The sequence below is a fragment of the Nocardia sp. NBC_01503 genome (assembly GCF_036327755.1).
GTDB lineage: Bacteria > Actinomycetota > Actinomycetes > Mycobacteriales > Mycobacteriaceae > Nocardia.
The window spans coordinates 3,307,365-3,312,422 of record NZ_CP109596.1; the positions used below are offsets into that span (position 1 = coordinate 3,307,365).

The 5,058-nt window shown below is 66.1% G+C and carries 3 protein-coding genes; 2 read left to right on the plus strand and 1 reads right to left on the minus strand.

Annotated elements, in window-relative coordinates:
* Positions 1-162: 162 nt before the first annotated feature.
* Entirely contained in the window at positions 163-1,563 is a 1,401-nt protein-coding gene (gene mftF / locus OHB26_RS15050; RefSeq protein WP_330184782.1) for a mycofactocin biosynthesis glycosyltransferase MftF, read from the plus strand.
* 77 nt (positions 1,564-1,640) lie between these two features.
* Here the strand turns inward: mftF and OHB26_RS15055 are convergent, their stop codons facing one another.
* Positions 1,641-2,831: a cytochrome P450 gene (locus OHB26_RS15055; RefSeq protein ID WP_330185649.1), complete on the minus strand. Its 1,191-nt coding sequence runs from the start codon at positions 2,829-2,831 to the stop codon at positions 1,641-1,643.
* Positions 2,832-3,190: 359 nt separating this feature from the next.
* Between OHB26_RS15055 and OHB26_RS15060 the strand changes: the two genes are divergently transcribed.
* Positions 3,191-4,543 carry a GAF domain-containing protein gene (locus OHB26_RS15060; RefSeq protein WP_330184783.1) on the plus strand — a complete coding sequence of 451 codons (1,353 nt, stop codon included), beginning with the start codon at positions 3,191-3,193 and terminating at the stop codon, positions 4,541-4,543.
* Positions 4,544-5,058 lie beyond the last annotated feature (515 nt).

The following is a 5,058-nucleotide window of genomic DNA, read 5'->3' on the forward strand; positions in this document are numbered from 1 at the left end:
CCTGCCTGTTCACCTGCCGGTTTTTCTGCCTCCGCAGTCTAGAGCGCCGTATGTCGCGGCGGTTCCGCTGTGGGTGGCGCATACGGATTTACGCAGTATCTCCGTGAGTGAGCGGCGCGCCAATCATGATTGCTACCGGTGTGCTGACTTAGCATTCCAGGAATGCGCCATGATCGCCTTCCCGATGGTTTCGGGGTGCGGATCGATCCCAGGGTGCGCACTTACTCCGGCGGACGGTTCCTGGTCGGCGGCTCGCCGAACCGGTTGCTCCGCCTAGCTCCGGAGGCTGCGGCCATGATCGGTGACGGGTACCTCGAGGTGACCGACCCTACGTCGGCTCGGGTTGCCAGACGTCTACTCGACTCGGGGGTGGCGAATCCGCGTCCGCGACTGCTGCCGTCGCTGGAGGATGTGACCGTCATCGTCCCGGTGCACAATGACCCGGATGGGCTGAATCGGCTGCTGTCGGCGCTGCGCGGGTACACGGTGATCGTGGTGGACGACGGTTCGGATCGCCCGGTGTCGATTCCGCCCGCGCGCGGCAATCGCTGCCGGGTGACGGTGCTGCGCCGGGATCGGCGGCACGGATCGGCGGCGGCCCGCAATTTCGGATTACGGTGTGCCGCCACCGAATTCGTAGCCTTCCTGGATCCGGATGTGGTGCCCCGCACGGGCTGGCTGGAGGTCATGCTCGGGCATTTCAGCGATCCCAAGGTGGCGCTGGTGGCCCCGCGCATTCTGGCCATGGATCCGGATTCGACGCTGCTGGCGCGGTATGAGCACACCCGCGGTTCGCTGCATCGCGGGCGTCGTGAGTCGGCGGTGCAGGCGCACGGTCCGGTGCCGTATGTGCCGAGTACCGCGCTGCTGGTGCGCCGCCTCGCCCTACTGGCCGAGGGTGGTTTCGACGAGGCCATGGCGGCGGGCGGGGATATCGACCTGTGCTGGCGACTGGATCGCGCGGGCTGGCGGCTGCGCTATGAACCGGCCGCCCGGGTGGCGCACAGCAATCCGGTATCGCTGCGAAAGTGGTTCGCGCACAAGGTGACCCATGGCACCGGGGTGGCTCCGCTGGGTCAGCGGCATGCGGGTATGGCCTCACCGCTGTCGATTCCGATCTGGACGGCGGTGACGGCGCTGCTGTTCGGCACGCTCACCCGCTGGGGTACGGCGGGCGGCATCGTGACGCTGGTACTGACCCTGTTCCGGTTGCGCCGGGTCTTCGCCGAGCTCGACAATCCGACCCGGGTCTCGGCCATATATATGGCGCGTGGTTTCTCGGGCGGTATGTGGCGGCTGGCCTCCTCGCTGTGCCGGCACTATTGGCCGGTGACGCTGCTGGGCATGCTGTGCTCGCGCCGGATTCGCCATCTGGCGGTGACCATCGCGGTGGCGGACGGTCTGGCCGACTGGTTCATCCATCGTGAGGCGGGCAGCCTCGATCCGACCCGCTATGTGCTGTGCAAACGGCTCGAGGATGTCGCGTACGGCACCGGCCTGTGGTGGGGCGCGGCCAAGCTCCGTGACGCCGCCGCTCTACGACCGACCTTGCCGCCCAACTGATTTCGCGCTCCACCGTGATTGCGAATGCTCGCCTCGTCATCCCGGCAGGCTTGTGGCCGGGATCCACGGTCCGCAAATCAATCCCAGGCGGTCAAGCGCACCGGCATATGCCGGACGCCGGTGTGTTTGTTACTGCGGGTGTACTCGACGGGCCCGGTGAGCTCCACGCTCGCGACCTGATCCAGCAGGGCCGTGAACATCACCCGCATCTCCATGCGGGCCAGCGCCGAGCCGAGGCAGAAGTGGCCGCCACGCCCGAATGCCAGGTGCGGGTTGGGTTTTCGGGAGATGTCGAATCGGTGCGGATCGGGGAATACCTCGGCGTCCCGGTTGGCCGAGGCCCACCACAGCGTCACCTTGTCCCCGGCGCGTATGCGCTGCCCGCCGAGTTCGTGATCGCGGGTGGCGGTGCGCCGGTTGTAGGGCGTGGAGGAGGCCCAGCGCAGCATCTCCTCGACGGCCCCGTCGAGCAGGCTGCGATCGGTCCGGAGCCGGTGCCATATCTCGGGTCGTTCGATGAGCGCCGCCATACCGAGTGCCACCGAATTCCTGGTGGTTTCGCTGCCGGCGGCGATGAGCAGGCTGAACAGCATGGCCTGCTCCATCTCCGAGAGCGGTTCCCCGTCGATGGTGGCGGTGGCGGCGAGCGACATCAGGTCGTCCGCGGGTGCGGCCTTCTTGGCGGCCAATAGCCGTGTGCCATAACTCCGTGTCTGTGCGACGGCCTCCCGGGTGCGCGCGTTGATCTCGCCCAGCTCCCGATCCTGGTAATCCAGCGCGACATTCGCCCATCCGAAGAGCCGATGCCGATCCTCCTGCGGCACTCCGAGCAGATTCGCGACCGCCTGCAGTGGCAACTCCGCGGCCAGGTCGAGCAGAAAATCGCACTCCCCCTTGGCAACCGCCGCGGCCACGAGCGCCCCGGCCCGCGCGCGCAGGTCCGCTTCGATGAGTCGCAGCGTCCGGGGAGCCACACTCGGGGTCAACAACCGTCGCACCCGCGCATGCCGGGGATCGTCCATCATATTGAGCAAAACCCCGGCGGCCCATCCGCCGGGCAGGTCCTCGATGAGCGTCCCGCCCCCGGCGCGAGTGCCACCGCCCTGTGAGGAGTAAGTGGCCGAATCTCCCGCGGCGGCAACGATGTGGGCATACCGGCTGAGCACCCAGAACCCCTCGCCGTCAGGGGTGTGACCGGTGGGCGGATGCCACCAGACCGGAGCTTCCGCGCGGAGTCGATCGAAGGTCTCGTGCGGAAACCCGCACATGAAGCGATCCAAATCGGTCAGGTCGATCCCATCCACCCGATCACCCTCGCACAGCACCCGATTCCCCCGTGGCGCAATGACATTCAAGGTTCGCGGCCGGTCCCGTTTCTGGACTGCGGCTCCATAGACCTGCGCCTTGGAGGCGGGGGAGCGCAGCGGAGGAGCGGAGGGAGGGAAGAAACGGGACTTCAAGGCCGCGAACCCGCCCGGAGCGAAGCGGAGGGCAGAAGATACGGCAATTAGACACAGCTCACATTCCGCGAGGCTCGGTTTCGGATGTGACCTGCGGGACAAACCTATGGCTTCGTACTTGTGTGCGGTAACCCGTAGGTACTCTTTGGGTTCGGAAAGAAAGGCAAATGGTCAGCAATCTCGCAGGTGGGAGCAGTCCGCAGCACGGTGCCGAACCGGGCACTCAGTTGGGTGCGCTCGAGGCCTATGCCGCGCAAGCCCACGGATATCTCAGTGTGGGCGGCGAACAGTTGGGTCAGCTGCCTGGTTTGTTGCGACCGATGGTGCTCGAGTCGTGGCTGCGCAGTGTGCGCGGCGGCGTCGATCCCATGGACGACAACGACGGCCGCGGACTGCGCGGCGCTGATCTCGAACGCTATCGAGACGCCCATCCGATCGCCGCTGTCATGCCGCTGGTCGACAAGTTGCTGCTGCGCGATGCCACCAGCACGGGGCTGATCGTGGTGGTGGCCGATCAGTTCGGTCGGGTGTTGTCGGTGCACGGCAATACCGATCGGGTGCAGGCCGCGGCCGACGCCGGTCTGCGTGAGGGCAATGATCTGAGCGAGCGCCGGGTCGGCACCAATGCGGTGGGCCTGGTGGTGCGGACCGGCCGGGCGGCCTGGATTCACGGGCCGGAGCATTTCCTGCATCGTATGCATCAGATCACCGGAGCGGCTGCGCCCGTTCATGATCCGGATGGCCGTCTGGTGGGTGTGCTGATGATCGCGGGCGGGGTGCGGGTCGCGCGCCCGGAGATTCTGGCGCTGGTCAAGGCGGCGGCGACGGCGGCGGAGATGGATCTGCTGCTGGCGGCGGTGCGTTCGGGCCATGATCGCCGATCCGGTGCCGACGCGCCGATGCCCGAACGGCTGGGTCTGGAGGTGCTGGGTCTGGGCCAGCCGCAGTTGACGGTGGCGGGTGAGCGAGTTCCATTGTCGCAGCGCCATGCCGAGATCCTGCTGCTGTTGGCCGAGCATCCCGAGGGCCTGTCCGCCGATCACCTGGCTCTGCTGCTCGATGACGCCGATCTGGACAACGCCACCATTCGCGCCGCCATGTCGCGGTTGCGGTCGGTGGTCGGTCCGAATGTGTTCGGTTCGCGCCCTTACCGTTTGCGGGTTCCGATCGCCACGGATGTGGAGGCGCTGCGGGCCGCGCTGGATTCCGGGGATGTGGATGCGGCGGTGCGCCTGTACGCGGGTCCGGCACTGCCGCGTTCGAATGCGCCGGGAGTTATAGACATTCGCGATGAATTGCGGGTGCGCCTGCGCACCGCTGTGTTGCGTTCCGGTGAAGCCGCCGTCCTGAGCAAGTGGACCTCGGGTGCGGAAGGTCGTGACGATGCGGCCGCCTGGGCGGCGTATCGCTCGACGGTGGACCGTGATTCACCGCTGTATTCGCAGATCGAGGCGAAGATCCGGGTGCTGGATCGGCGGATGGGCGCCGATGCAACGCAGATGCAACGTTTCGACTCATAGTCTTCGCATCCGAAAGTGTGCTCGGTCACACGTTGGCTCTGCCATGTGGTTGCACCCACATTATTCGCGGTCTCCGCGTAATCTCCGAAACCAACTAGACGCTCGTCCAACTTTTTTTCGGGAAAAAGTTCCGTTTTATTCGCTTTGCCCCTAGTCTTCGCAATGCATGGACGGCATCCGTGTGATGCGGGTGACAGAGCATCGCTCACGAGAGTCGGGTGAGCAACGCTCGCCGGTGAAGTTGGAGGAGAAGAGAGAGCACGACAATCCGATGCGGGTGACCCGGAGGCAACCGCATCCCCGGCCGCGACATAACGGGCAACCGGCCGGAACGAGCACATAGGAAATCACGCGCGAAAGCGTCATCCCCGACGCCGCGCATTCGTCGAATCACCCAGGGCAATGCGGTCTTCCGCGACCTGGCATCCGGTATCCCACCGGTGTGTCCAGGTCTATTTCGCGATGCCCGAAAGCGTTCGGCCACATAGCAATTCGGGCAAATCGAGGAGGCTCTG

Coding starts and splice junctions, on each gene's coding strand:
- mftF (WP_330184782.1), top strand. CDS start 163: ATGCGCCATGATCGCCTTCCCGATGGTTTCGGGGTGCGGATCGATCCC.
- OHB26_RS15055 (WP_330185649.1), bottom strand. CDS start 2,831: ATGTGCGGGTTTCCGCACGAGACCTTCGATCGACTCCGCGCGGAAGCT.
- OHB26_RS15060 (WP_330184783.1), top strand. CDS start 3,191: ATGGTCAGCAATCTCGCAGGTGGGAGCAGTCCGCAGCACGGTGCCGAA.